This is a genomic window from Pseudovibrio sp. POLY-S9 (genome assembly GCF_001431305.1).
Taxonomy (GTDB): domain Bacteria; phylum Pseudomonadota; class Alphaproteobacteria; order Rhizobiales; family Stappiaceae; genus Pseudovibrio.
Genome location: NZ_LCWX01000237.1, coordinates 217,469 through 243,389 on the forward strand (window position 1 = coordinate 217,469; position 25,921 = coordinate 243,389).

At 50.8% G+C, this 25,921-nt stretch carries 21 protein-coding genes and 1 pseudogene; 15 read left to right on the top strand and 7 right to left on the bottom strand.

Translation table 11 applies throughout. The features are described from left to right. From PPL9_RS33720 to PPL9_RS25050, 6 genes and pseudogenes are all read right to left on the bottom strand, one after another. Positions 1 to 307 (bottom strand): ATP-binding cassette domain-containing protein (locus PPL9_RS33720; RefSeq protein WP_280139076.1); only part of this gene is annotated, 307 nt, incomplete at its 3' end. Between the two features lie 12 nt (positions 308 to 319). Beyond that, complete coding sequence (locus PPL9_RS34420) at positions 320 to 700, bottom strand: oligopeptide/dipeptide ABC transporter ATP-binding protein (protein ID WP_348271984.1); 381 nt, start codon at positions 698 to 700, stop codon at positions 320 to 322. Positions 701 to 754: 54 nt separating this feature from the next. Next, a pseudogene (locus tag PPL9_RS34425) lies at positions 755 to 1,318 on the bottom strand (ABC transporter ATP-binding protein); the annotation flags it as partial. Positions 1,319 to 1,330: 12 nt separating this feature from the next. Then, positions 1,331 to 2,473: an ABC transporter permease gene (locus PPL9_RS25040; RefSeq protein ID WP_057465246.1), complete on the bottom strand. Its 1,143-nt coding sequence runs from the start codon at positions 2,471 to 2,473 to the stop codon at positions 1,331 to 1,333. Positions 2,474 to 2,480: 7 nt separating this feature from the next. Further along, positions 2,481 to 3,467: an ABC transporter permease gene (locus PPL9_RS25045; RefSeq protein WP_057465247.1), complete on the bottom strand. Its 987-nt coding sequence runs from the start codon at positions 3,465 to 3,467 to the stop codon at positions 2,481 to 2,483. Between the two features lie 97 nt (positions 3,468 to 3,564). Next, complete coding sequence (locus PPL9_RS25050; protein WP_057465248.1) at positions 3,565 to 5,466, bottom strand: ABC transporter substrate-binding protein; 1,902 nt, start codon at positions 5,464 to 5,466, stop codon at positions 3,565 to 3,567. A gap of 458 nt (positions 5,467 to 5,924) precedes the next feature. On the opposite strand from PPL9_RS25050, the gene PPL9_RS25055 reads away from it, so the two are divergent. The 4 genes from PPL9_RS25055 (at position 5,925) to PPL9_RS25075 (ending at position 11,098) form a co-directional block, all read left to right on the top strand. Further along, entirely contained in the window at positions 5,925 to 6,974 is a 1,050-nt protein-coding gene (locus PPL9_RS25055; protein WP_208989616.1) for a LacI family DNA-binding transcriptional regulator, read from the top strand. A 373-nt stretch (positions 6,975 to 7,347) separates the two neighbouring features. Next, complete coding sequence (locus PPL9_RS25065) at positions 7,348 to 8,733, top strand: cytochrome P450 (protein WP_057465251.1); 1,386 nt, start codon at positions 7,348 to 7,350, stop codon at positions 8,731 to 8,733. Positions 8,734 to 8,761: 28 nt separating this feature from the next. After that, positions 8,762 to 9,937, top strand: coding sequence for a hypothetical protein (locus tag PPL9_RS25070; protein WP_057465252.1), 1,176 nt, complete (start codon positions 8,762 to 8,764; stop codon positions 9,935 to 9,937). A gap of 273 nt (positions 9,938 to 10,210) precedes the next feature. Next, complete coding sequence (locus PPL9_RS25075; protein ID WP_208989617.1) at positions 10,211 to 11,098, top strand: hypothetical protein; 888 nt, start codon at positions 10,211 to 10,213, stop codon at positions 11,096 to 11,098. Here the strand turns inward: PPL9_RS25075 and PPL9_RS25080 are convergent. Next, positions 11,088 to 11,810, bottom strand: a complete 723-nt coding sequence (locus PPL9_RS25080; RefSeq protein WP_280139077.1) for a protein kinase — start codon at positions 11,808 to 11,810, stop codon at positions 11,088 to 11,090. The genes PPL9_RS25075 and PPL9_RS25080 overlap by 11 nt on opposite strands. Before the next feature lie 251 nt (positions 11,811 to 12,061). Between PPL9_RS25080 and tssA the strand changes: the two genes are divergently transcribed. The 11 genes from tssA to PPL9_RS25135 form a co-directional block, all read left to right on the top strand. After that, positions 12,062 to 13,111 carry a type VI secretion system protein TssA gene (gene tssA / locus PPL9_RS25085; protein ID WP_057465254.1) on the top strand — a complete coding sequence of 350 codons (1,050 nt, stop codon included), beginning with the start codon at positions 12,062 to 12,064 and terminating at the stop codon, positions 13,109 to 13,111. A gap of 42 nt (positions 13,112 to 13,153) precedes the next feature. Next, positions 13,154 to 13,687 carry a type VI secretion system contractile sheath small subunit gene (tssB, locus tag PPL9_RS25090; protein ID WP_057465255.1) on the top strand — a complete coding sequence of 178 codons (534 nt, stop codon included), beginning with the start codon at positions 13,154 to 13,156 and terminating at the stop codon, positions 13,685 to 13,687. Then, on the top strand, positions 13,680 to 15,185 hold the full coding sequence (gene tssC / locus PPL9_RS25095) for a type VI secretion system contractile sheath large subunit (protein ID WP_057465256.1): 1,506 nt from the start codon (positions 13,680 to 13,682) through the stop codon (positions 15,183 to 15,185). Before tssB ends, tssC begins: the two co-directional genes overlap by 8 nt. Positions 15,186 to 15,318: 133 nt before the next feature. Then, positions 15,319 to 15,849 (top strand): type VI secretion system tube protein Hcp, encoded by a 531-nt coding sequence (locus PPL9_RS25100; protein ID WP_057465257.1) that lies wholly within the window; start codon positions 15,319 to 15,321, stop codon positions 15,847 to 15,849. A gap of 81 nt (positions 15,850 to 15,930) precedes the next feature. Beyond that, on the top strand, positions 15,931 to 16,782 hold the full coding sequence (locus PPL9_RS25105) for a type VI secretion system accessory protein TagJ (RefSeq protein WP_057465258.1): 852 nt from the start codon (positions 15,931 to 15,933) through the stop codon (positions 16,780 to 16,782). Next, on the top strand, positions 16,775 to 17,281 hold the full coding sequence (gene tssE, locus PPL9_RS25110) for a type VI secretion system baseplate subunit TssE (protein ID WP_057465259.1): 507 nt from the start codon (positions 16,775 to 16,777) through the stop codon (positions 17,279 to 17,281). Before PPL9_RS25105 ends, tssE begins: the two co-directional genes overlap by 8 nt. Before the next feature lies 1 nt (position 17,282). Beyond that, complete coding sequence (gene tssF / locus PPL9_RS25115) at positions 17,283 to 19,160, top strand: type VI secretion system baseplate subunit TssF (protein WP_057465260.1); 1,878 nt, start codon at positions 17,283 to 17,285, stop codon at positions 19,158 to 19,160. After that, positions 19,157 to 20,317 (top strand): type VI secretion system baseplate subunit TssG, encoded by a 1,161-nt coding sequence (tssG, locus tag PPL9_RS25120; RefSeq protein WP_057465261.1) that lies wholly within the window; start codon positions 19,157 to 19,159, stop codon positions 20,315 to 20,317. The genes tssF and tssG overlap by 4 nt, the downstream gene beginning before the upstream one ends. An 8-nt stretch (positions 20,318 to 20,325) precedes the next feature. Continuing rightward, a complete protein-coding gene (tssH, locus tag PPL9_RS25125; RefSeq protein WP_057465262.1) occupies positions 20,326 to 23,007 on the top strand; it encodes a type VI secretion system ATPase TssH in 2,682 nt (893 codons plus the stop codon). Positions 23,008 to 23,137: 130 nt separating this feature from the next. Then, a complete protein-coding gene (locus tag PPL9_RS25130; protein WP_057465263.1) occupies positions 23,138 to 24,025 on the top strand; it encodes an ion transporter in 888 nt (295 codons plus the stop codon). Then, the coding region (locus tag PPL9_RS25135) for a type VI secretion system contractile sheath large subunit (protein ID WP_057465264.1) at positions 24,018 to 25,921 on the top strand (1,904 nt) is incomplete at its 3' end. The genes PPL9_RS25130 and PPL9_RS25135, both read left to right, overlap by 8 nt.

The following is a 25,921-nucleotide window of genomic DNA, read 5'->3' on the forward strand; positions in this document are numbered from 1 at the left end:
GCAACTTGCGCATTTCAGCTTCGGACTTGTGCGTCAGGTCATGCCAGACACCATCTGGGTCTTTGAAGCGAATTTTCCCGCCGGTCGGTTCATAAGCTCGCAGCAAAGCACGTGCGGTGGTGGATTTGCCAGAGCCACTCTCACCCACAATGCCCAGAGTTTCGCCTTTTTTGATGTAAAAAGACACGTCATCTACGGCTTTGACTGCACCCTGTTCTCTGCCCAGAAAGCCCTTTTTAATCGGGAAGTGCATCTGCAGTTTTTCAACGCTGATCAGCGCATCATCAGGTACATGAATGTTTGTCATGGGAGTTCGCCCTTATGCCTGATGGAGATGGCAACGCGCCATCTGATCGTTTTCAAAATACGTCAGCTCAGGGATCTGGCTGGTGCATTTGCCTGCCATCTTTTCAGCGCAGCGCGTGTGGAACACGCAGCCTGTTGGCAGGTTGAACGGATCAGGCACCATGCCTTCGATTGTTTGCAGACGGCGACGTTTTTGCCCATCCAAACGCGGGATGGATTGCAGCAATGCACGGGTGTACGGGTGCTTAGGATTGTAGAAAATGTCATCTACGGCTGCCGTTTCTACCGCATTGCCCAGATACATAACCGAGACACGATCTGCGATTTCTGCCACCACACCGAAGTTATGGGTGATGAAGATCACCGCCATGTTCAACTCGTCCTGCAAGGACATGATGAGGTCGAGGATCTGCGCTTCTGTGGTCACATCCAACGCGGTTGTGGGCTCATCAGCCAGCAACAGGCTTGGGTTACAGGAGAGTGCCATGGCGATCATGGCACGCTGACGCATGCCGCCAGAGAGCTGATGTGGGTACTTTTTCAGCATTTCCATAGGCTTTGGCATTTGCACCATAGCCAGCAGATCTGCTGCCCGTTACACCTGCGCCTTTTTGGAAAGGTCCGTATGCAGGCTTAGCGTGGTCATGATCTGTTTGCCGATGGAATGCACCGGGCTGAGAGCTGTCATAGGCTCCTGAAAAATCATACCTACGTGACCACCGCGCAGTTCACGCATCTTCCGGCTTTCTCGCTTTTCAGCAAGGATATCGACAACTTCGCCATCGCTCTTGCGGAACTTTACAGAACCATTGGTGACTGTTGCGTTGCGGGGCAACAGGTTCATGATGGAGCGTGCGCTCAGGGACTTTCCGCTGCCGCTTTCGCCTACGATGCCAAGCACTTCACCTGGTTTGACGGAAAAGTTGACGCCATTAACGGCATTGACGGTTCCCTCACGCATCTCAAAGCAAATGTTGAGATCTTTGATTTCGAGAATGGTTTCATCCTGCATGATCCGTTCTCCTTATTTCTGATAGGGATCGGCAGCGTCACGCAAGCCATCGCCGAGGAAGTTGAAAGCAAGGATTGTCACAACAATCGCCACGCCAGGAATGAGGAGCCACGGTGCCAGAGCGATTGAGCGCAGATTCTGAGCATCCTGTAGCAGCACGCCCCAACTGATGACCGGAGGACGCAGACCCAAACCAAGGAAGCTGAGTGCTGTCTCACCGAGGATCATCTCCGGGATTGCCAATGAGATTGCTGCGATCACATAGGACGTCATGGATGGCAGCATGTGACGGGTCACGATGCGGGTTTTGGAGGCACCAGACAGACGAGCTGCCAGCACGAAATCCTGATTGCGGATGGTCATGAAGTGACCGCGCACCACACGGGCAAGGTTGGTCCAGCCGATCAATGCCAGAATGACCGTGATGAGCAAGTAAACGAGGATCGGATCCCAGTTCACAGGTAACGCAGCTGCTAATCCGAGCCAAAGCGGGATGGTTGGAATGGACCGAACCAGTTCGGCCATACGCTGGATGACGGTATCAATTGTTCCGCCGATGAGACCTGCCAGACTGCCGAGTGTAATGCCGATCACGAAGGAGAAGAACACACCGATGAGACCAACGGAGAGTGTGACACGAGCGCCGTAGACCAGACGAGAGAACAGGTCACGACCTAGTTTGTCTGTCCCCAGGATGTAAATCCGGTTGCGACGACCTTCGACGCCGAACAAGCGCAGTTTGGTTGGGACGAGACCCCAGAACTTGTATTTGTCACCTTCGACAAAGAACCGAATGCGATTGATCTTGCTGGTATCTTCCTCAAAAGACAGACGCGCGGTTTCTGGGTCACGCTGACGTTTCAGGCCATAAACGAATGGACCCTGAAATGTTCCATCTTCACTAAACAGGTGGATGGACTGCGGCGGAACGAACGGATGAAGTCTATTGTGTTTGAACGGATCATACGGCGCCAGAAAACCCGCGAATGCGGCAACCAGATAAAGCAGGATGATCACGCCCAAAGACCAAAGGGCTAGTTTATGTTTTTTGAAACGCCACCACATCAGGGTCAGTGGCTTGGCGGTGTAGGGGGAGTTCTCCTTCACCTCGACTGCAGGTTCAACAGCATTATCACTTAAAGTTTGCTCTGACATAGTGCCCTCACGAATGACGAATGCGTGGATCGGACAGCACCAGCAGGATGTCTGAAAGCAACGTGCCGATGATGGTGAAGACGCTCAGTATGAGAATGAAGCCACCAGCCAGATACATGTCCTGGTTCTGCAAGGAGCGCAGAAGCAGTGGGCCGGTTGTCGGGAGGTTCAGCACCACTGCTGTGATGACATCGCCAGAAATGAGTGCAGGCAATGCCCAACCTACGGTGGAGATGAACGGGTTGAGAGCAACCCGCACCGGGTAGCGCCAGACGACCTGTCGTTCGCTTAAGCCTTGTGCATAGGCGGTCTCAACATACGGTTTGCCCAGCTCTTCCAGCATATTGGCGCGCATGATGCGCAACAGGCCAGCTGCACCACCGGTAGAGAGTACGAGAACGGGTACCCAAAGGTGGGAGAGAAGGTCACCGAATTTGGCAAAGGACCACGGTGCATTTTCGTAGGCTGGCGAGAATAGACCACCAACGTGGAAATTAAAGTAGAGGAATCCCATCCACATCAGCACCAAAGCGAGTAGGAAGTCTGGAATACCACGTCCGAGGAAGCCAAGAACGGTGAACAGGTGGTCGAGGAATGAATACTGACGCGTGGCGGAATATACGCCGATTGGAATAGCGATCGCCCATGTCATCAACAATGAGAGCATGGAGATCAGCAGAGTGAGACCGATACGATCCCAGATCAGCTCAGATACCGGGAGTTTCCAGTCGAGAGACAGCCCGAAGTCACCATGAAGCAGAATTCCGCCGATCCATGTGAGGAACTGCTCGTACATTGGACGGTCCAAACCAAACTCATGTCGAATGTGAGCAGCTGTTTCCGCATCAATAACTTCGCCAGTTTCTACCAGTTCTGCAATGTATGCTGTTACATAATCACCCGGTGGAAGCTGAATGATAACGAATGTGGCAATCGTGATAACGATCAATGTCGGGATCGACCACAGTAGGCGATGCGCAATATAACCTGCCATTTCCCTTTTCCGTTTTATTGTACTTGTAAGGACGCATTGAAGTTGTGAACTGGCGGCGGCATCGGGATCGCCGCCACCAGTTCAACCGCAAGGCAGGTTAATCTTGGGAGAAATAGAGCTGCTGCGGATATGCGAGGCCAACGCCGCGTAAAGCGTCGTCGTGGACGAACCCCGCAGGGAAGTTTTTCAGGCTGTTTTTGCGCACGTAGATTGCAGGCGTTTCACCAACGAGCCCCACATGCCAACCGTATTGTTTGTGCAAGGTCACCATCTGCTGCGCATAGGTATTTGCTTCTTCAAGACTATGTGCAGTTTGGGCGCTTTCCCATGCTTTCCAGACTTCTCTGATCGGATGATCTTTCGGCGGCTCTTCACCGGCCTTACCGTTGGTGCTCCACCAGTTGAAGTAGCTCTGTGCAAAGCCATAGCGACCAAGGAACCGAAGCGGGTCAGCTGTAATGACGGAGGAACGATCAAACGTGTCGAGGACCATATCGAAGTCCGCCGTATCAACGTGCTGCTGGTAGAGCGTGCGGTCGATGATACGCACCAACACTTCAATACCAACATCCTGCCAGTAGGTACGGACCACTTCGAGCAGTTCGCCCTGGATGTCCCAGCGAGTTTCCAACACGAGGCTGAGACGACGACCATCAGACATCAGACGATAGCCATCCCCGTCTTGCTCAGTCAGGCCGATCGCATCCAGAAGCTCTGCGGCTTTGTCCGGATCATACTCTGTCCAACGCGCTTCAGCTTCCTCATCGTAGAAGGGAGAACCGAAAATCGGCGAAGCCTGACGCGCCTCACCTAAACCGGAGAACGCCAGTTCGTTGATCGTTTCGCGGTCAACTGAGATGTTTAATGCTTCGCGGAAGCGAATGTCTTCGAACAGAGCCTGCTTGACTTCATCTTTGGAATTGAGGTTCGGAATGATCGACCATGTCAGCGCCTTGGTCCATTTTTCAATGGTGTAGTCGCCCTTGGCCTCATTTTCCTTCAGCAATGTGAAGTCAGCCACATTGATGTGGCGGTTTTGGAGGTCAATCTCGCCCTGAATCGCCATGAAGTTGATGGCTTGCGGATCCTGGAACAGGCGGTGCTCAATCTGGTCGATGTAAGGAAGCTGGTTTCCTGCTGCATCTACGCCGTAGTAATAAGGATTTCGCTCCATCACCACGGTGTCGGATGGCGGCGGTGTTTTCACGCGCCATGCGGTGAGAACTGGCATATTCGGGTTGAACCACCACGCCTGAATTTGGCCTTTGGAATCCCAGAGATCTGTCCATTTCTTGGCGCCATACTTGGCAATGGCTGCCTCCAGCTTGGCAGGATCAGCGTAGGCTGGGTGATAGTCTTTGAGGTAGTGGAAGGGCTCGATGAAGCCAGGGCGATCCAGACCCGGACGGCCCGTGCTTTCCTTGGCCAGAACGGTCAGGAATAGCGGGTATGGCTTTTCAAAGGAAACAGTGAAGGTGTGATCATCAGAAAAAGACAGCTTCATTGGCACGCCGTTGGAGGTGTACAGCGCCTTGATGGAGGGCATCAGATCTTCGTTGAGGAAGACGTCTTCATACCAGAACCGCACATCGCGGGTGGTGACGGGAGCGCCGTCAGACCAGCGCAGACCTTCGCGGATTGTGAAGGTGAACTCACGAGCGTCCTCACTTGCAAAGTATTCGCCGATCCAGCCTGGAACCAGAGACAGGTTCTTGTCTCCATCCATGTAGGTTTCAACCACACGCTCTTCCATGAGCTTGGTTGGTCCCCAACGGTCGCTCGGGCCTTTGAACGCACGTTTCAGGACACCACCATAGGTGCCGATGCTGTCGTAGACAGGAATAACGCGTGGATTTTTCGGCAGACGCTCTTCAACCGGTGGCAATTGACCGGCTTCAACCAACTGCTTGAGCATGGGCGCCTCGTTATAGGCCCAGCCATTGGCGGCCAGAAACGGCAGCGTCAAAGCAGCAATCGACGTGAGTGTAACGCTCTTCATCAAATTCTCCCCCAACACGTTTTGCCAGATCCTCCCCGCCAAAACGCATTACTTCTATTAATGCAACAAGCCCACCCCACTGCACCTGGCAGCCCGAATATGACCTTGTTGACAATCGGTTACCTGGCAAAGATGACAGGAGCCCCGTTTGACAACAAGGCGCCTTTATGAAAACTTTTTCATGATTGGTTCTTCAACTTACTTGAAGGTCATCACTCAATCTGGCTCATTTGCCACCAAAAGTTGAGCAATGCAGATTTTCTGAAATTTATTCATCACCTTAGATCATAATCACGAATGCGACTGCGAAGTTGTCTGAGTATCAAATGCGTATTGGATAAGTAGTATTCATCAATCAGTTCCTCTCAGTGATACACAGCGGTGCGCACGTAGGCGTTGCGCATGAAAAGATTTTCATTCAATAATTGCCTGTCCTATTGATGAATGGTGGAAGTCGCGTGGCAACGGGTATCAAGCAGATCGCAAAGCTTGCGAACGTCTCAATCAGCACTGTTTCCCACGTTTTGAACGCTTCCGCTCCCATCGGCAGTGAAGTGCAGGAACGTGTGTTAGGCATCGCGCGTGAGACCGGTTACCTCGCCAAGCGGAGACGCAAAGCCTCTATCTCCCTGCTCTCTACAGTGCTACTGGTTGGCACCAAGAAAGCCTTCCCTAAGTCTGACCGCAACTTCGTGGCCTGGACCATGCTGAACGCTTTCAGGAAAGAATGCCAAAGCCGTGGTATTCGCCTCATTCCTCAGATCGAGGAAGAAAATGAAATCAATCCGGACAATATTGTAGAGGCCGTTGCAAAACACCGCCCCCAAGGCATCGCGGTCATGCAGGATGACAGGCAATGTCTCATCGATATGCTCTACAAGCTGCCGTCTGCCTCCGTTATCTTGAGTGGGCAGGATCAGTCGATGAGAGTGGATACTGTTGCCCCCAGCAACCGTTTTGGGGCAAAGCTGGCGACTGATCACCTGCTGGAACTGGGCCATAAAAGGATTGCGCTGCTCACCTGGGGCAATCGGCGGGTTGCGAAACAACGGACTGAAGGGTTTCTGGATGCCTTCCGACAAGCAGGGCTCGACGTTCCTGTCTCCGACATTATCGATGTTGGCGACTATCAACAGGATGTGGTGGAGACCAACTTCAGCAAATGGCTGAGCGAACACAATGGTCCCTCTCCGTACTCCGCGTTCTTTTGCTCAGCAGACAACGTTGCGCTTGGTGCGATGAAAGCCCTACAGACCCACGGCTACTCCGTCCCCAACGATGTTTCAATAATGGGCTTTGACAATGCATTGTTTGGCGAACTGTCCAGCCCTTCCCTCTCTACCATCCACGTTCCCATGGAAGAGATCGGTCACGTCGCGCTGAATCTGCTGGAAGAAGCTTTAACCCTGCCTGATGGCGAGCGCAGCGCGCGCCGCGTGGAGCTTGGGTGCCGCTTGATCCTGCGCAACAGTACGGGCGTTCCAAACTCGTCTTTTTCCAAGTCATAACACGCCAACACCTTCCCTTAGGGGATCTCTTTTAGATTCAAGTAAGGTTAGAAGACGTTTTCTGCAGCCATCTTTGGGTGGCTTTGCCTTGCTTTCTATTGTCATCACATCAGGCCTAAAGCCCTATGGCGCTTACTTTTACCGCTGTGTCTGATGAGACCAAAACCATTGGTTACTCAGAGTGTTTTCTCTTGATTAGCAATCAAACAAAATTTGCGGCGTCCCGAAAGCAAATCTCTAAGAGGGCTGTTCTATATTCCCGCAAAGCACTATTGCGCATGGGTTCTCACCTACTTCTCCTATCGGCTTGCGCTGATGATGTTGGGAAATGTGCGGAAGTATTCCAATTTCCGCCGCAACATGAATGTAGATAATGGAAAACAAGATTTCATTATATCGTCCGCCAGCACCCTATCCGGGAGAAGCCGCAGAAGGCTGGAGAAACTTCAGTAATTATTTGAGCTCTGACCCTCTTGGTGTCATCCCAAAGGAGCTGTACGAGTGCGCGATTTTTCAGTTTGACGATGATGACCCGCGTAAATTCCTCGTAAATGAGCCCAAGTTGCTGTCCAGAGTCCTGGAAGAGCAACAAGCGATTTTCCCAAAAGGTGGCGGAATTGCAGAGCTATTGAAGCCGATCCTGCATAATGGTCTGGTTTCTGCAGAAGGTGTTGACTGGCAAGACCAACATGAAATGGTTGCGCCTATTTTCTCCAACACCAGTGTCCGCATCTCGTTTGGCTATCTGCAAGAAGCACTCAGCTCCTTTGTTGAGCGTTTTCAGCAACACGCTGAGACTGGTCAAACCGTCAAACTGGCTGAAGAGATCAACTTTCTGGTTGCCGATGTTAATTTCCGCTGTGTGTTCTCAAAGCCCATTGAGATCCAGCTGGAGCACCAATGCTTCGACTCCATTATGAAATATGAGGAGGAAGTTGCCGGGACAGCGTTGGATCTGAAGCGCTTTACCGGTCGATCACAGCCGGTGTTTACGGAAGCTGCCTTGAAGACCGCAGAAGACGTGCGTGCTGTCATTTCGCAGATCATTGACGAGCACATGCATAACAAGCCTCCGAACTCTCAAAACTTCTTTCAAGTGTTTCAGGATGCCCGTGTTCCATCGACTGGCAAGCGTTTTACGAAATCACAACTTGTTGACCAGGTCGCGAGCATTTTCCTCTCCAGCCACGAAACAACATCTGCAGCGCTGTGCTGGTCTGTCTATATTCTTGCGCAATGCCCAGAGATAGTTGAGCGCATTCGAACAGAAGTGCAGCTGGTGACAGCTTGTGGCCGTATCTCTTATGAGCACCTGCCCCGTCTGCGTTTTACACGTGACGTCTTTAAAGAGGTCCTGCGTCTTTATCCACCCGTGCTTTATCTTTCCCGCGTTGCCCGAGAAGACACGACACTTGGGGACACTCTAATCCCTAAAGAATCCATGGTAATCATCAGTCCATGGGTTGTTCATCGCCACCGTTCATTCTGGGAAAATCCAGATATGTTCGATCCTGATCGATTTTCGCGCGGAGAAGCGAAAGCAACACTTGGGAGCTATTTCCCCTTTGGTTTGGGCCCGAGAATGTGTACGGGCGCAAGCTACGTCACCTTCCTTGGAATTAAAGTGATCGCGCGATTGTGTACCATGTTTGATTTTGAAACGCTCAACACTGATGACGTGCGCCCAGACAGTACTCTTTATTTAAAACCGTCGAGACCTGTTTTATGTAAAGTACATAAAAGGAAGTTTAGTAAGTAGTCGGAAGATCAAACGTCGAGGTTACCCAATGGACCCCAAAGAACTACAACAGCTAAAAGCAGGCATTCAGAAGGCACGTAAGCAAGAAGTCAACTTTGCGTATTCGCCAAACAAGAATCCAAAGGAAGACGACGCTTTGATAATTCACCCGCGGAAAAAGCCAAAGATGCTTTTGGTCGCGGTGAAGAAGGAAACCCAGAATCCCAAGAGTATGTGTGGGGTTGTGACCATCAAAAGTAAGGAAATGACCATCGAGTGTATTGGTAAGCCACCCACCCAAGGGCTTATCAAGATGATGCGTAAGTTCCTTATCAGCCAAAAGCTGAACTTCAAGATTCATGTGAAGGATGAAGACGGCAACATCGTTCATTCTGATCATGCAGAGGAAGAAGGTGCAGAGACTCCAGATCATATGCTGGATACGTTTTCTCATGAAACTGATGAAGTTTCAGACACCGGTAGTGATGAAGCCTTTACTGATGAAGAGCTGGCTGCCAGTGGCGAAAATCTGGAAGACACTGAAGACGACGAGGACACATCTGCTGAAGATGCCGCAGCAGCTGCCGCGGAAGACGCAGCACAAGAAGAAATACTGCGTGACAAGCTGACATCGATCCTGGCCGCACTCACCCGTAAAGTTGAGAAAGCGCTTGGCAAGGATGAGGAATATGATGGCAAGCTAAGGCAGCAACTTGCAGCGGTTGAAGCCTCCGTCAATGCGCTGGACGATCCCGGCACGCAATCAGGTGTGAAAGCGATGCTTGCTCTGTTGGCGCAGGCTCCAACACCAGAAAAAGTTGACCAGAAAGAGGTCTTCGCCGCGATCAAAGAGTTTCAGGTTCAGCGTGCAAATGTTGAAACAGACATTGGTAGTCTCCTTGCCAAGCTGAAAGCACATACGGACCCACGTATGCGGCTCATTCAGGCTAAGGGCCCCTCTCAGGCATTGACTGGTGCAGCCAGTGTCCTGCAAGGAAATCTGGATGCAGTGCTCAGTGATCTGAAAGACTGGGGCGCAGCTGATCCAAAGCAGAAAGTTGCTGTTACGAAAAAGCTCTCTGCAAGTATCACAACGCTCAACAAGCATATGGCCTCAGATAGACTGATCGACCTGCTCGAGAAAAACCCACTCGGTGTAACAGTTTCAATCAAGAAACCGATTGAAGCTGCGCTGAAAGATATCGAACAGAAGATTTCTATCTGATCTAAACGCCCCATGCTGCAGTCTTTGTAGCATGGGGCGACCTTTGTTTACGGGAACAAGCTGAAGGAGCACCCCGCATTGCCTTGCTTCTGTTTTTGCCCAGACATCATTCCCAAGAAGACAAATTTCCATCTACTGCCCCCGCTGGTATTAAAAGCAAGCGAAGGAGCACGTTGGCCCCGCCTTGGCGGCCCCTCTTTCAGTCTACCGGCACCTCACTTGCTTCATCGGTTACGGCCCTTCCATTTCCTCAGCCTTGCCCAGTTTCTGGCATTGACTTCAAGTCTCAACCAGCGACTGGCGGCGGCGGCGAACCAGACGCTTGCCCTGACAGAATCAGCAAGCTTATCCGCAGCAGAGATTAAGCTTAAGAAGCTTGCTCAAACCTCTGAAAAATATGCATTACCTCTTGCATTAAATCTAGCTGAGATACCAGGGCACGCCCTATCAAAACTAGGTTTGGTCGCTCAGCTTATCATGCTCCTCAAGTCCTTAGGTGTTAATCCCTTCAATCTTAACTCACTTAAAATGGAACTTAACTCACTTAAAATGGAAGCTCCAAAACTTAAATCTCCTAAGTTCAAATTGGACAAACTTGATATTCTCTTACCAAAAATAAAACCCACTCTGCCACTGATAGGCTTGGTAGATCTGGGATTAAAGCAAAACCTGAACATGCAATCCCCGCCGGACATAAAAGCTCTAGCACAAATGCTGACTAACTTTGGCCGCTGGAATGTGGGCTTTAAGTTAAACCTGAGGACAGCTTTCAAGGTCTTGTCAGCCCTTAACGTTATTGACCTCTTGCAAAGGGCATTTGATGAAAATTTATTCTCTGGAAATCCGAAGGCCTGGGCTCGCATCACAGCAAAGCTGAGCCTCTTTTCCAGATTGCTCCCCAAACTGAACTTGAAATCGCCTACAGCTAAGATGGATCTGAGTGGTCTTGACCTGAACATTGCGCAGGCTGACTGGCTTCGCAATGCAAATCGTATTACCATGAAGGCATCCGCGCGAGCATCTCTTCGGGCGTCTGCCCGTCTCAATGTAGGTTTGTTTGCCCGAACGGAGGCTGCCATTGGGCTCGCCTATGCCCTTTCCTCAGCTCTTAACATCAAGCCAACATCTAAGTGCTGTAGTCGCTGTGCGTTCATATTCTGACGCGCTCATCCGGCACAAATTTCAGCAGTTGAGTAACCATTTGCCGCCAGTCTGACGGTAACTTTCTGAGATCCGGGTTGCTCTGCCGAAACGCAATGGCAGCTTCATATGTGTCCTTGATATGGTCCCGATATCCAAACATCTCGCGTATTATCAAACCTAGTGCATACAGGTCTGTTTTCTCGGAGATTTGATCGGTGCCTAATCCGAGCTGTTCTGGTGCGGCATAGTTCAAATGACCAGCAAAACTGCTACGGGGTCTTATAAACGGCAGCTCATCAGTAAACGCACAATAGGCAAAATCCAGAGTGACTAAGCCGTGCTCTCCCTGGTTGCTTAGCATGATATTGTTAGGGGCGAGATCTAAGTGAGCAATCCCAGCGTTATGGAGATGATTGATCGTCAGAACCAATTGCTTGCAAAGTTGGATGGATTCTTTTGAGGACAACAACGCCTTACTCATCTTATCGGCAAGTGTTTGGCCTTCCACCAACTCCATAATCAACTTGATGTTTCCGTCTTCGGCTTTCAGCTCTACAAACTTTGGCGCAATGGTGCCTGACAACCGCTGCAGGGCTTTTGCTTCTCTAAAAAAAAGTTGCTGCGGAGCAGATGGTGAGACGAGCGTCTTCTCTGCCAACATGCGATTTGTCGACGGGCACTTGTAAAACCTGACAGTGCTTGTTGATGTGTTCTTTGCAGGTTCCAACACAATATCCTCATATCCGTCAGAGTGTTCTGGTTGCAGAGATATTTTTCCCCATCAAGTCAACGAGTTAATAACGATATTACCAGTTCCTCTTATACTGTACACACAATGAAATGATCTTGCGGAATATTATAGGCCCATCTCGAGTGGTCGCCCCACTCATTTGGCAACCTCTACCAATCCTATGCGCAAATACTTGGTAGTGATCGGACTTCCAGTCCCAATAAGCAGTAGCAGAGCGGGATAGATTTCGAATGGATCCAACGGCTTCCCTTCAACCTATTGAGGAGAATGCACCTTGCGGGCCGGATCTTGAATACGATCCTGACTTCCTGACGATGGAGACTGCTGCCAGTGGCACCCAAGATCACCAGATCGGGGAAGCCATTATCAAAGGGGAAGAGCCTGACTGGAAGGAGGCGCTACGCCTCTCCACCCAACTGCTTACACGGACCTACGATCTTCGCGTTGCCATCATTCACGCACAATCTCTAATTGCAATTGAAGGATATCCAGGCTTCGCCAAAGGCATGGATTTCATTGCACAAATGCTGGATTCCTTCTGGGATACGCTGCATCCAGAACTTGATCCTGCAGAGGGGCATGACCCGATCATGCGTGCGAATGTCCTTTCCGCTCTCAACGACAGACGCACAACGCTTGCTTTGATCAGAAATGCCGCTTTAGTTCAGTCTCGTATCTTCGGAGCATGGTCTCTCAACGAGATCGCTATTGCTCGTGGGGAGACTGAACTGCCTGATGGTCGTGATAGGCCGGACATTGCCTCTTATGACGCAGCTCTCAGAGAGACTGATCGCGAAAACATTGCAGAGGTTGTTAATGCAATCGAAACCGCGATCAAAACATCCGAGCATATCCGGGATTTTTTCGCGCAGCACGGTGGCCTGATCCTTGACGACCTGCTGCGAGAGTTGCGTCAAGCGCAGTTTTTATTGGCTCCAGCACTGGAAATCGAAGAGGAAGAGGAGGAGGAAGATGGAGAACCTGACTCTGAGGAAGATGGACCAGTTAAAGCCCGAACAGGCAAGAAAAGCGCAAGTTTTACCGGAACAGTTATAAACCGAACTGACGTGTTAAGGGCTCTTGATGAAGTTTGTGCGTATTACAAGCGTAGCGAACCTTCAAGTCCGGTTCCACTTCTACTGGGTCGGGCCCGACGTCTTGTTGATCTCGACTTTTATTCCATCATCAAGGACCTCGCTCCAGATGGGGAAGCACAAGTTTTGAATATCAGAGGGGTACGCCCCGACGACGATGACGAGCATTCTGGTTCAATCGAATAACCCAGGTCTGAATAAGAACAAAAGTACCGGGAACCCGATCACATGGCAAAACAAAGTAGTCAGAAATTTATAGCGAGGAACAGAGCCCCTCGAGTGCAAATTGAGTACGATGTTGAATTGTACGGTGCAGAGAAGACCATCCAGCTGCCTTTCGTGGCTGGCGTGATGGCTGATCTTTCTGGCAAGCCCGAAGATCCACTTCCTCCTGTAGGGGATCGAAAAGCCCTTGAGATCGACGTCGACAACTTCGATGAACGCATGAAGTCGATGAAGCCACGTGTGGCATTCCGGGTTCCCAACACCCTCACAGGCGAAGGCAATCTCAGTGTTGATTTGACCTTCGAGAGTATGGACGACTTTTCTCCGGCAGCCGTTGCCCGCAAAGTTGACGCTTTGCGTACCTTGTTGGAAGCCCGTACTCAACTTGCAAACCTGATGACCTATATGGACGGCAAGTCCGGTGCCGAGGAGTTGATCGGTAAGGTTTTGAATGATCCTGCCCTTTTGCAAACACTAGCTGCCACACCGAAGGAAGGTGATGCTGCTGCTGAAGAGAAGGACGAAAATAATGGCTGAAGCTGAAAAACAACCGGAAGTCGAAGCCGAAGAGGCACAGGTTGAAGCTATTGATCCCAATAACTTTGAATCTCTCCTCACTCAAGAATTCAAACCCAAGTCAGACAGCGCAAAAGAAGCCGTGGAAGGTGCAGTGGCAACACTGGCTGAGCAGGCTTTGGCAAACACGACGCTGATTTCAGACGATACGCTGAAGTCAATCGAGTCAATTGTTGCCGAACTTGACCGCAAACTTTCCGAGCAAATTCAAACGATCCTTCACCACGAAGATTTCCAGAGCCTGGAAGGTACCTGGCGCGGACTTCATTATCTCGTCAATAATACTGAGACTGACGAAATGCTGAAGATCCGGGTGATGAATATCTCCAAAAAAGAACTGAGTAAGACCCTGAAAAAATACAAGGGTACGGCTTGGGATCAGAGCCCGGTCTTCAAGAAAATCTACGAAGAAGAATACGGCCAGTTCGGTGGTGAGCCTTATGGTGTGCTGATTGGTGATTACTACTTCGACCATACGCCACCAGACGTGGCACTTTTGAACGAAATGGCAGAGATCGCCGCGGCGGCTCATGCTCCGTTCATTGCAGGTGCAAGCCCTAGCCTCTTCCAAATGGAATCTTGGCAAGAACTCTCAAACCCCCGCGATCTCACCAAAATCTTTCAGACACCAGAATATGCCGCATGGCGATCACTACGAGAATCTGAAGATTCCCGTTATATCGGCCTTGCAATGCCGCGTTTTCTGGCCCGGCTGCCTTATGGCCCGCTTACTGAGCCAGTGGATGAGTTTGATTTTGAAGAGGACACATCAGGTGCCTCCTCCTCAAAGTACGTCTGGTCCAATTCTGCTTTTGCAATGGCAACCAATATCACCCGTTCATTCAAGATGTACGGCTGGTGCTCCCGCATCCGAGGTGTTGAATCTGGTGGCGCTGTTGAAGGTCTACCCTCACATACGTTCCCAACGGATGACGGCGGCGTGGACATGAAGTGTCCAACTGAGATTGCTATCACTGACCGCCGTGAAGCTGAACTTGCAAAGAATGGCATGATGCCATTGTTACACCGAAAGAATTCAGACTTAGCCGCGTTCATTGGTGCACAGTCTTTGCAGAAACCAGCAGAGTATACGGACCCTGATGCAACAGCAAATGCAAACCTTGCAGCTAGGTTACCTTACTTATTTGCAAGTTGTCGGTTCGCTCACTATCTAAAATGTATTGTTCGAGACAAGATTGGCTCGTTCAAAGAACGTCAGGATCTTCAGAACTGGCTGCAAGATTGGATCATGCGTTACGTAGATGGCGATCCTGCAGGCTCCAGTGAGCAGACAAAGGCGGAAAAGCCTTTGGCGTCAGCCGAAGTGGTCGTCGAAGCCGACGATTCAAACCCAGGCTACTACAGCGCGAAGTTCTTCCTGCGTCCTCATTACCAGTTGGAAGGTCTGACGGTTTCCTTGCGACTGGTTTCAAAGCTTCCGTCAGCCAAGGGAGGATAAACCTCAGGCTGACGCGGAAGACGGCAGCGTTTTTTATCAACCCATCCAAAACGCTGTTAATCGGCACTACGCCTCATGCGGCAAGCCGTTTAGTGCCACAACAACGTAAGCAACAAAAAGTGGAGCAAGCGTCATGTCAATTGATGCATATGTAATCTTCGAGGGGCCCGGTGCCGGTGCTATCGCCATTGAAGGCGAAACACAAGATGACGAAATGGCCAAAAAAAAGGCCTTCGAAATCGCCACTTTCAGCATGGGTGCTGAAAACACTATGGACATCGGTTCCATGCGTGGCGGTTCTGGCGCTGGTCGCGTGAAGTTTAAAGAATTCCAAATTGAAAAGAAAAGTGACCGCGGTTCGCCAGGCCTTTTCCTTGCTTGTTGTAACGGTGGTATTTACGAGACCGTGACACTTTTGCTTCGCCGTTCAGGTGGTGCATCCGGTAAGGCTGGTGTGATCTTCCTTACCTTCACAATGAAGCTGGTTGCCATCAAGGAAATCAGTTGGGAAGGTAACGACGAAGAGTGTAAAGAATCCATCCAGATGGAATACGGTGCTGTTCAGATTGATTACACCATGATGGATACCACTGGTGCGATGGGCAAGACACTTACCGAAAAGTGGAGCCGCATCAAGAATACTCGCGACCTCGTCGTCAAATAATCGAGTATTTTCCTACCTTATCTGTTTGCCGGGGTTTCCCCGGCAAACCTTCCTCATCGCAATAGTCTGGAGTGATCCCGTATGCCTGCGAAGGAACATCTAGCCACAGGTAATTTACAAGAAGCGCTCAAGATCACTCAGGAGCAAGTGCGAAAAAAGCCTGAGGACGTCAAAGAACGCATCCTCCTTTTCCAGCTCTATTGCGTCAATGGAGACTGGCTCAAAGCCAAAAAGCAACTTCCAATCATCCGGCAGTTTGATGAAAGTGCCGTGCCTATGGTGGAGACTTACTCCCGCTTGCTGGATATGGAGCAATTGCGCGAAGAAGTCTTTTCAGGCGACAAGACGCCCCTGCTCTTTGGCGAACCCAAAGAATGGCTTTCTTTCCTGGTTCAAGCCCTCAAGTTCGATAGTGAGAAGAACGAACAAGCGGCAATTGAGCTTCGGGATAAAGCCTTTGAAGAAGCAGACGCAATTTCCGGAACCATCAATGGTGAAAAGTTCGAGTGGCTGGCAGATGCCGACCCGCGACTTGGCCCCGTTCTTGAGCTTATGATGAGCAACGCCTATTACTGGGTTCCGTACTCCGCAATCAAATCCATCAGAATTCCAGAGCCTCGTGATCTGCGGGACATGTGCTGGACACCTGTGAACCTTCTTTGGGTCAATGGTGGCCCTGCAAATGGTTTCATTCCAACACGTTACGTTGAGACTGTTCATTCAGACGACCCAAACCTCAAGCTTTCCCGTTTAACCACCTGGAACGAAGACAGACCGATCGGGCAACGTATGTTTGCGCATGAAAGCGCAGAGATCCCTCTGCTTGAGGTGCGAGCGATCAACTTTGACACTGAACTGGATATTCATAAGGACATCGGCCCCGTAACGGGCGCAGATGATGCCGCATCTTCAACGGAGGGAGGCCATGGCTGAACGCCCTCTTGCTGATCGGTTGGTCCCGTCTTTGTTGGATCGTCTTACAGATGACAACCCGTTTCAGCAGGTGGAGCCTCGCGAAGCCCGTGTCACCAGTTCGGTTAATCTTCGGTATTCCATTCAACGTGATTTGGAGTGGCTTTTTAACACAACCCGCCTGGCATCAGATATTGATTTGACACCCTATCCCGAAGTCCAGTCCTCCGTCTTAAATTTTGGAATTCCAGACCTAGGCGCGATGACAAGCAAAAGTGCTGAAGAGATTGAAGACATCTTGCATGAGGCAATCGTACATTTCGAGCCTCGCCTTATCGCAGATAATCTTTTGGTTTCTATCGTTGAACCTAATAAGCCACGCCGCTCCAATCGTCTGGACTTCCAGATTGAAGGGCAGTTGTGGTCCCAACCTTTGCCACAAGCCTTGTACCTGCGCACTGAGTTCGACCTTGATGTGCATGCGGTGCAAATAGCTAAACCGCGCCAGCGAGGTTCTTGACATGAAGCCTTGGCTGCTTCCGTATTACAACAGAGAATTACAGCATATTCGCGAAAGCGCCTCTGAATTTGCGGAGGCATACCCCAAAGTCGCCGGACGTCTTGGGTTGAGCGGTTTTGACTGTGCAGACCCGTACGTTGAACGTCTTCTGGAAGGCTTTGCATTCCTGACTGCGCGTGTTCAATACAAGCTGGACGCTCAATTCCCTCAGTTTACGCAGCACCTTCTTGAGATGGTGTATCCTCACTTTCTGGCTCCAGTTCCATCCATGCTTATCGCAAGTTTAGAACCGGATATGACGCAGGGTTCCCTGAAGGATGGGTATGTGATCCCTCGCGGAACGCAGTTACGCAGCCGCAAGAGTGCCCGCGGAGCGACGCCTTGTATCTATAACACTGCCCATGAAACAACCCTTTGGCCAATTACGATAGAGGCCATCGATTATCTGGCGAGCCCAAGCGAACTGGCCGCTCAGAAGGTTGAGGTGAAAAATGGAGCAAAAGCCGGACTTCGCATTCGACTAAAAACGGTTGGCAATATTCCATTTAACGAGCTCGCACTGGACGAATTGCCGCTGTATCTGCGCGGTGGAGGCTCACAACCGGTGAAGCTTTATGAGCAAATCATCGGCAATTGCACTGGCGTTTCGATCCGTCCAACAAGTTTGCCTACTCCCTGGGAAATCAGTCTTTCCTCCGAGATCGTGAACACGCGTGGGTATGGAGACGAAGATGCGCTTCTTCCTTATGGTCCACAATCCTTCAGCGGGTACCGTCTGTTGCAAGAGTACTTCGCATTTCCACACCGTTTCCTGTTTGTTGAACTGACCAATCTGCAACCTGCCGTTCGTCAATGCGAGACGGATGAAATGGATATCTTCCTGCTCTTTGATCGGATTGACAAAGATCTGGAACGTGCTGTTGATCGCGCCAACATCTCATTGTTCTGCACGCCCGCAATCAACCTGTTCTCAACGCGCCTTGACCGTTTGCATATCAACGATAAGCGCAGCGATCATCATGTGGTGCCAGACAGATCGAAACCGCTCGATTACGAGATTTATCAGTTACAAGAGGTTGAAGGGTTCAGCTCGCAAGGCGATGCCCCGCAGATCTTCAAGCCGTTCTACAGCCTATCAAGTACGCAAGACCTACAAAGTGAAGGCGCCTACTACACGGTGAACCGCAAACAGCGGCTTGCAACGGCCAAACGTCAGATGTCAGGTGGGCGGAGTAATTATCTTGGCACAGAGATTTTTGTCAGTCTCGTAGATGCGAAAGACGCTCCCTATAATCTGGCACTCAACCAGCTGGGCATCCGCGCGCTTTGTACAAACCGGGATCTGCCATTGATGATGCCGATTGGTGCCGGAAAGTCTGATTTTTCCCTTCCGGAAGGTGGGCCAGTTGAAGCAGTGAAATGCATCGATGGGCCCAGTCGCCCACGTCCTTCGAACATCTTTGGTGAGACCGCATGGCGTTTCATCAATCATCTCTCACTGAATTACCTCAGTATTGCAGACAACAACGATACAGATGGTGCGCAAGCACTGCGTTCCATCCTGCATCTGTATGCGCCACTGGGTGACAGTTCCACAACACAACAGATCGATGGCGTACGCTCAATCAAATCCACACGAGCGGTTCGCCGCCTCCCTGGACAAGGTCTTTCATCCGTGGCGCGCGGACTTGAGCTCAACATTACGCTTGATGAAGCTGCCTTTGAAGGCACGGGTGTGTTCTTGCTTGGTGCTGTGCTCAATGAGTTCTTTGCTCGTTACGTTTCGATCAACAGCTTCACCGAGACAGTGATCAGATCCAACGTACGCGGTGAAGTGATGCGCTGGCCCTGCCAGATCGGGAGGCGTCACAGATTATGACCGGCTCGCAAACACCACCTCCTCCCGGCTCATCTGGTCCACCCAAGCCTCGCGATGAGCAAGGCGCATTGCCCGTACCGGTTAAAGCAGACGTAACGCCTGAAGTTCGGTGGAAGCAGCGTTTGCGCTCGGCTGAGAAAGATTACCTCAGTTACGAATTTTTGCCTTTGGTGCGGCTTATTGAGTGTTCTAACCCGGATATGCCTCGGATCGGAACGTCACGGCGCTGTCAGGATGATCCTGTTCGATTTTCTCATGAACCGCATCTGCAGTTTGAAGCCTCAACAATAACGGCATTCAAGCAAGGTGTTGGAACAAAACCCAGCCGGTTAACCAGCAGGTTTTTAGGGTTATTTGGACCCAACGGTCCAATGCCGCTTCATCTGACTGAGTATGCCTTTAAGCGGGAACATCAACACCGCGACACCACTATGCGTGCGTTCGCGGATGTCTTTCACCACCGTATCCTGAGCTTATTTTACCGTGCGGCGATTACAGGGGAGCCTGCATTCAGCTTTGATCGCCCCGAACAGGACCGGTATTCGATCTATACCGGAGCGCTCGCAGGATTTGGACCGACTGAATTTCGGCATCGTGATGATCTGCCAGATGTGGTGAAGTACCACTTCGCTGGCCGTCTCGCCTTGCAAACGCGCGGGGCTGATGGATTGCTGGCTATTTTAAGCTGTTACTTCAACCTTCCCGTCGCGCTGGAAGAGTTTATCGGAGAATGGCTGTATCTACCCAAAAATCAAGTGACGGCCCTCAACGGCTTTCGCAATGCCGGGCTTCTCGGTGTTGGAGCTGCACTGGGGGGGCGTGTTTGGTCCAGCGACACAAAGTTCCGTGTGGCGTTCGGTCCTCTGAGCTTACGTGACTATGAAGGTCTGCTTCCTGATGGTGTTTCCATGCCGCGTTTGCTTTCAGCCGTCAGAGCCTATTGCGGCGATGAGCTGGAGTGGGATGTGGCTCTTGTCCTTAAGCGCAATCAGGTGCCGACTACCCGGCTTGGACAATATGGAAAGCTTGGCTGGACCACCTGGTTGTCTCCTAAAAAACAAGGTGATCCGGTTCGAGATCTCAATTTACGCCCACGACAAGTTACTGAAAAATCAAAAGCATCTGTTCACAACAACAATCGTGCGAAGGCTGCCTAGGAGTTCCCATGAGTGATATCAAACGAGCGTCCCTCTTCGGTAAATTGAATCCGACCTGCTATCAGGCAATCGACAGCGCTACGACTTTTTGTAAGATGCGCGGCAATCCTTATGTGGAGTTGGAGCATTGGTTCCAGCAGTTGTTGAGTGGTCAAGATTCAGATCTGCACCGCATCTTGCGGGATGCAGAGATCGATGAGGCCCGGCTCGCGAGTGATCTCACCAAAGCCTTGGACAAGTTGCCCCGAGGAGCCAGTTCTGTCAGCGATCTGTCTCAGCACGTGGAAGGGGCCGTTGAACGCGGTTGGGTTTATGCCACTTTGATGTTTGGTGATAATGCCATCCGCAGCGGTTACCTTCTGATTGGCATCCTAAAAACACCGGGCCTTCGCAATACGCTCTTTGGCATTTCGCGTCTGTTTGAGAACATTTCAGCTGATGATGTTGCGACACGATACAAAAAGATCACAGAAGGCTCTCCTGAAGAGGGAAAAGCCAAGGATGGAACGCAACTTGATGCTGGCGAACAGAAAGCCACTGCTCCGGGGCTAAAGTCAGCTGATGAAGCGTTAGACGCCTACTGCACAGACATCACGGCAAAGGCAAAAGCTGGACAGTTGGATCCGGTTATTGGCCGTGAAGAAGAAATTCGCCAGATCATCGACACGCTGATGCGCCGTCGTCAAAACAATCCGATCCTGACTGGTGAAGCTGGGGTTGGTAAAACGGCTGTGGTTGAAGGTTTGGCCATCCGCATTGCAGAGGGCGACGTGCCCCCATCCATCAAGGATGTGCGCGTTCTATTGCTTGATGTCGGGTTATTGCAGGCTGGTGCTGGCGTAAAAGGCGAATTTGAAGATCGCCTTCGCAAGATACTGGATGCAGTGCGCTCCTCTGTGCAACCGATCATCCTGTTCATTGATGAAGCTCACACGCTCATTGGTGCAGGCGGTGCTGCGGGAACCGGTGATGCAGCCAACCTCTTGAAGCCAGCCCTTGCCCGTGGTGAGCTTCGGACGATCGCCGCAACAACATGGTCTGAATACAAGAAGCACATTGAGAAGGACCCTGCCCTTGCTCGCCGCTTCCAGAACATTTTGGTTGAAGAACCTGATCCGGATAAAGCCGTTGCTATCATGCGCGGTGTGGCAGCAATGCTGGAAGAGCATCATCAGGTCCAGATTTTGGATGAAGCGCTTGAGGCTGCCGTGCATTTGTCGATGCGTTTTATTCCGGCACGGCAGCTGCCAGATAAGGCTATCAGCCTGATAGATACAGCCTGTGCCCGGGTTGCTCTTTCACAGCATGCAACGCCAGCCGCTGTAGATGACTGCCGTAAGCGTCTCGTTATGATTGAGACAGAACGAGATATCCTTGAACGAGAAGCGCAGTCCGGGTTTGATGTCGGAGACAAGCTAACTGACGTACACAAGAAGCTTGCAGAGCTTGAGAAAGAGCGCGAGGCTCTTGAAGCAGAATGGCTGAAAGAGCAATCGCTTGTCACAGAAATTCTCAAGCTACGCGAGGTGTTCCGCCAAACCAATGGAGATGAGAACGCAGATACGGCTCCAATCAAGAAGGAGCTGGATCAGAAGCTTGAGGAACTGACCGAACTACAAGGTGAGCATCCCCTCATTCTTCCTGAAGTAGATAGCCAAGCTGTCGCAACGATTGTTTCTGACTGGACGGGTATCCCAACCGGGCGCATGGTCTCTAACGAGATTAAGACTGTGTTGCATCTGAGCGATATCCTGAGGAAACGGATTATCGGTCAGGATCACGCCATGGAGGTGATCGCTCGCCGCGTAAAAACCTCCCGTGCTAATCTTGATAACCCAAGTCGCCCTATTGGTGTGTTCCTTCTGGTTGGACCAAGTGGTGTTGGTAAAACCGAGACAGCCTTAGCGCTTGCAGAGACCCTTTATGGCGGTGAGCAGAACCTTATTACCATCAACATGAGTGAGTTTCAGGAGTCCCATACAGTCTCCACACTCAAGGGCTCTCCACCAGGTTATGTGGGTTATGGTGAAGGCGGCGTTTTGACGGAAGCTGTGCGCCGCAGACCTTATAGCATTGTGTTGCTGGATGAGGTTGAGAAAGCCCACCCTGATGTGCACGAACTCTTCTTCCAGGTCTTCGACAAAGGCATGATGGAGGATGGCGAAGGCCGGAAGATCAACTTCAAGAACACTTTGATCCTACTGACCGCCAATGTGGGCAGTGACCTCATTTTGGATATGTGCGCAGACGAAGATCTGACACCGGATCCAGAGGGAATTGCCAAGGCTTTAAGACCCCCACTCCTGAAGGCCTTTCCAGCCGCCCTTTTAGGCCGGCTTGTAACTGTGCCCTATTATCCTCTGAGCTCTCCTGTCATTCATAAAATTATCAATCTACAACTTGGCCGGATTGGTGATCGTATCCTTGAGAACCACAATGTGACGTTTACTTGGGATGATTCAGTTGTTGCCTTGATTGAGAGCAGATGCGCGGAAATTGAGAGTGGCGGCCGAATGATCGATGCGATCCTGACCAACACCCTTCTCCCGGATATCAGTACAGAGTTCCTGAAGAATATGAGTGAAGACAAGAAGATCACAGAACTCAAGGTTCTGACTGATGGTGATGCATTTGACTACAAGTTCAAGAAGTCACCTGTGGCTAAAAAAGATAAACACAAGAAGAAATAGACCCTTCACAGACCATTCAGATAAATCTGAAAGCAAAATTAAAACATAGGCTTATTACTTTTTTTACCACAGAAACTAACTGAAACAAAACACGTCGGAACTACTTTTCCAAGTGACGAGGAGTCCAACGATGCAGAAAGTTAAACAATCGGCGAGGAGACGGTCGACACGCATTCCTGCGTGGCGTCTTACTTTGCGCCGTATTGTTCGTTCTGATGCCTTTCAGTACACCTTTCTCATCTTGATTGTTGTCAACGCCATCAGCCTGGGTCTGGCGACGTCTCCTTCCGTGCGGCGCTTGACCGGTGATGGTCAGATCATTTTTGACGATGTGATTATCGGACTTTTCATCTTGGAATTTGTTCTGAAAATCATGGCGTTTGGCACGCGGTTTTTCAAAAGCTGGTGGAATATCTTCGACATTTCAGTGGTTAGCTTCTCACTGCTCCCACAGTCGGGTTATCTCAGTGTTTTACGTGCCCTTCGGGTTATGCGGGCCATGCGTGTCCTGTCCTTCCTGCCACAATACCGGCAAGTGATGCAGGCGCTGTTGGACGCGCTGCCCGGCATGTTCTCCGTGATGATCGTTCTGGCGCTGATTTATTATGTGTTTGCGGTGATGGCGACTGGCCTTTTCGGTGCGAGCTTCCCGGACTGGTTCGGAGACATTGGCCGATCCTTGTACTCGCTGTTCCAGATCATGACACTGGAGAGCTGGTCCATGGGGATCGTGCGTCCCGTAATGAAGATCTATCCCTATGCCTGGGCTCTTTTCATACCCTTTATCTTCCTGACTGCATTTGCAGTGCTCAACCTGTTTATCGGTCTGATCGTCAGCTCCATGCAGGGCATCTATCAGGAAGAACACAGTGAAGACGTCGAACGCCTTCGCCTCCTCGTATCTGCAGAAAACCGTGCAATCGCTGCTCAATTGGAAGCTGCGCAGTTACAGGTAATCAAAACCCTCGAACGTCTTGAGGACCAGATAGAAACCAATAAGAGAGATTCTGATGAGTGACTCTGACAAGGACGATGATCTTGACGCACTGCTCAATGACATCATAGAGGAAAGTGATGCTCCCACAGAAGGTGAAACCGCTGAAGGTGCATCTGCAAGTGTTTTTGAGCCAGATTTTGGCGAGGTCACATGTGAAGCCCCAAAGCTCAACATCACGCTGGATAGTCCGTTCCATCTTGCCGTGCTCGGTGATTTTTCTGGTCGTGCCAACCGTATGGCTCTTTACAATGCTGATGAGCTTGCTGTGCTCAAGGGGCATAATGTTGATGTCGATACTGCAGAAGATCTCCCTGCCCGTTTCAAGATCAACATTGAACTTGACCTTGCTGGTGATGAAAAAGTCATTCGGTTTGAACCGAGCTGCATTGAAGACTTCCATCCTGACGAAATAATCGATGAATTCGAGATATTTGATGAGCTGAAGGCTCTGCGTTCCTCCCTCAAAAACCCCGGGACATTCAGCAATGCGGCAGCAACCATTGATGAGTGGCTAGAAAACAAAGGCGAAAAGCCTGTCTCACAGCGCAACTCGCGTGGATCAGTCATTCCAGTTGACAAGAAGCTGAGTGACTTTTCAGCTCTCATTGATCGCCCCGTTGAAGAACATGAAGAGGCCGACGACTTTACAGATCTGATTGGTAAGATTGTCTCGCCCCACATTACTCCAGCCGACAACCCACAGCTCGATGATTACCTTGAGATCGTCGAGACTGTGATGACCACAACACTGCGTAAAATCCTTCAAAACGCTGACTTCCAGTCTTTGGAGAGTGTTTGGCGCGTTATTGATATGTTGTCACGCCGAATTGAGACCTCAACGGTGCTCAAGATAACGCTCTATGACATTTCTGCGGAAGATTTTGCAAGAGACCTAAGCGCGACCAACAAGCTTGAAGAAACAGGTTTGTATCGTCTCTTCGTAGAAAATGCGCTGCAGGATGAAGGTGTTGGCACGCCGAGTGCAATTGTTGGCCTTTACACATTCGACATGACACCACCTCATGCTGAGCTTCTGGGGCGTATGTCAAAGATCTGTGCGCATGCGCATGCACCTTTCCTGACATCCCTGGACCGCAACAATGCCACCAGAAAATTTGCTGAGCTTCCTAAGATTACCGAAAAGACGTGGCAGAGTCTGCGCGCCATGCCAGAAAGCAATTACATTGGCCTGAGCTTGCCACGCTTCATGCTTCGAATGCCTTATGGCGCAAAGACCGACCCTATTGATGCATTCAGCTTTGAAGAGTTTGACGAGCAAGTTGGCCTGAAAGCCATGTTGTGGGGCAACCCTGCAGCCCTGATTGGTCTTGTGCTTGCAAAAGACTATGAAACCAATGGCGGCGGCATGAAGCCAGGATCGATCCTGACACTCAACGAAATGCCCTTCCACTACGTTCACGACCAGTATGGTGATCAGGTTGCCTTACCCTGTACTGATCGCATGATCAGTCATCGCAGCGTCGAGCCACTAATGAGACAGAGCTGGATGCCCATTGTCTCTATGAAGGGGCAGCCCGAAGTTCGCATAGCCTCTCTTAATGGCCTAGCTGGTGACACGATTTCTGGACGCTGGTGCGATCAGATTGCAGTGACCAAAGCTGCCGAGACACCAAGTCCAAGCGCGGGTGCCCGTGTCAGCATCAGTGGTGGCGACGGCTTAACCCCAGGTATTCAGGCAACAAAAGGTGCTGTTGTTGTCGAGACCATCATTGATCCTAAGAAAACACCAGAAACCATCTTCAGAATTGAGGCTGATCCGCCAGAACCTCAGGTGAGTGAACCTGAAGCGGCAGAGGACGAAGAAGACGAAGTTGAAGAGGCACCAGCACCTGCGCCAGCCGCTGCCCCGCCTGCACCTGTCCATGACACAACAGAGTTGGACAACCTCCTAGCCGA

Excerpts from the sequence above, each read along its gene's own strand:
- PPL9_RS34420 (WP_348271984.1), bottom strand. The coding sequence starts at position 700 with ATGTCCTTGCAGGACGAGTTGAACATGGCGGTGATCTTCATCACCCAT.
- PPL9_RS25040 (WP_057465246.1), bottom strand. The coding sequence starts at position 2,473 with ATGTCAGAGCAAACTTTAAGTGATAATGCTGTTGAACCTGCAGTCGAG.
- PPL9_RS25045 (WP_057465247.1), bottom strand. The coding sequence starts at position 3,467 with ATGGCAGGTTATATTGCGCATCGCCTACTGTGGTCGATCCCGACATTG.
- PPL9_RS25050 (WP_057465248.1), bottom strand. The coding sequence starts at position 5,466 with ATGAAGAGCGTTACACTCACGTCGATTGCTGCTTTGACGCTGCCGTTT.
- PPL9_RS25065 (WP_057465251.1), top strand. The coding sequence starts at position 7,348 with ATGGAAAACAAGATTTCATTATATCGTCCGCCAGCACCCTATCCGGGA.
- PPL9_RS25070 (WP_057465252.1), top strand. The coding sequence starts at position 8,762 with ATGGACCCCAAAGAACTACAACAGCTAAAAGCAGGCATTCAGAAGGCA.
- tssA (WP_057465254.1), top strand. The coding sequence starts at position 12,062 with ATGGATCCAACGGCTTCCCTTCAACCTATTGAGGAGAATGCACCTTGC.
- tssB (WP_057465255.1), top strand. The coding sequence starts at position 13,154 with ATGGCAAAACAAAGTAGTCAGAAATTTATAGCGAGGAACAGAGCCCCT.
- tssC (WP_057465256.1), top strand. The coding sequence starts at position 13,680 with ATGGCTGAAGCTGAAAAACAACCGGAAGTCGAAGCCGAAGAGGCACAG.
- PPL9_RS25100 (WP_057465257.1), top strand. The coding sequence starts at position 15,319 with ATGTCAATTGATGCATATGTAATCTTCGAGGGGCCCGGTGCCGGTGCT.
- PPL9_RS25105 (WP_057465258.1), top strand. The coding sequence starts at position 15,931 with ATGCCTGCGAAGGAACATCTAGCCACAGGTAATTTACAAGAAGCGCTC.
- tssE (WP_057465259.1), top strand. The coding sequence starts at position 16,775 with ATGGCTGAACGCCCTCTTGCTGATCGGTTGGTCCCGTCTTTGTTGGAT.
- tssF (WP_057465260.1), top strand. The coding sequence starts at position 17,283 with ATGAAGCCTTGGCTGCTTCCGTATTACAACAGAGAATTACAGCATATT.
- tssG (WP_057465261.1), top strand. The coding sequence starts at position 19,157 with ATGACCGGCTCGCAAACACCACCTCCTCCCGGCTCATCTGGTCCACCC.
- tssH (WP_057465262.1), top strand. The coding sequence starts at position 20,326 with ATGAGTGATATCAAACGAGCGTCCCTCTTCGGTAAATTGAATCCGACC.
- PPL9_RS25130 (WP_057465263.1), top strand. The coding sequence starts at position 23,138 with ATGCAGAAAGTTAAACAATCGGCGAGGAGACGGTCGACACGCATTCCT.